This window comes from Mycobacterium sp. shizuoka-1 (genome assembly GCF_002723835.1).
Classification (GTDB): domain Bacteria; phylum Actinomycetota; class Actinomycetes; order Mycobacteriales; family Mycobacteriaceae; genus Mycobacterium.
Genome location: NZ_BEWG01000135.1, coordinates 1 through 1,100, shown reverse-complemented (window position 1 = coordinate 1,100; position 1,100 = coordinate 1). Strand labels below are relative to the sequence as shown.

The window sequence follows — 1,100 nt, the reverse complement described above, 5'->3', positions numbered from 1 at the left end:
GGTGCGGGATCGGCTATTTGCATACCGGGATTGAGAAGAATCTGGAGTATCGCACCTGGATGCAGGGTGTGACGTTTGTGACCCGGATGGATTACCTGTCCCCGTTTTTCAACGAGACCGCCTACTGCCTGGGTGTGGAACAGCTGCTGGGCATCACCGACGACATTCCTGAGCGGGCCAGTGTGGTGCGGGTGATGTTGATGGAACTCAACCGGATCTCCTCCCATTTGGTGGCGTTGGCCACCGGCGGGATGGAGTTGGGGGCGATGACCCCGATGTTCTTCGGGTTCCGCGAACGCGAACTGATCCTGTCGGTGTTCGAGGCGATCACCGGGTTGCGGATGAACAACGCCTACATCCGCCCGGGTGGGCTGGCCGCCGACCTGCCCGACGACGGCCCGGCCCGGGTGCGGGACCTGCTGAAGGTTTTGCCGGGCCGGCTACGTGAACTCGAAGACCTGTTGACCGAAAGCTACATCTGGAAGGCCCGCACCCAGGGGATCGGCTATCTGGATCTGACCGGCTGTATGGCGTTGGGTATCACCGGCCCGGTGCTGCGCTCGACCGGGCTGCCGCACGATCTGCGTAAAACCCAACCCTATTGCGGCTACGAAGGCTACGACTTCGACGTCGTCACCGACACCGGTGCGGATTGTTATGGCCGCTATCTGATCCGGGTCGGCGAAATGCATCAATCCCTGCGCATCGTCGAACAATGCTTGCAGCGGTTGGAGCCGGGCCCGGTGATGATCGCCGACAAGAAACTGGCCTGGCCCGCCGACCTCGCGTTGGGCCCCGACGGGTTGGGTAATAGTCCGGCGCATATCGCCAGGATCATGGGCACCTCGATGGAAGGGCTGATCCACCACTTCAAACTGGTCACCGAAGGCATCCGGGTCCCGGCCGGGCAGGTCTATGTGCCCGTGGAGTCCCCGCGCGGGGAGTTGGGGGTGCACATGGTCTCCGACGGCGGCACCCGCCCGTATCGGGTGCACTACCGCGACCCGTCGTTCACCAACCTGCAAGCGGGGGCCGCGATGAGCGAGGGCGGCATGGTCGCCGACGTCATCGCCGCCGTCGCCTCGATCGATCCGGTCATG

Annotated in this window: 1 protein-coding gene; it reads left to right on the top strand. The window is 63.7% G+C overall.

The features are described 5' to 3' along the window. A partial coding sequence (locus MSZK_RS30780) for an NADH-quinone oxidoreductase subunit D (RefSeq protein WP_099252308.1) occupies positions 1–1,100 on the top strand: 1,100 nt, incomplete at both ends.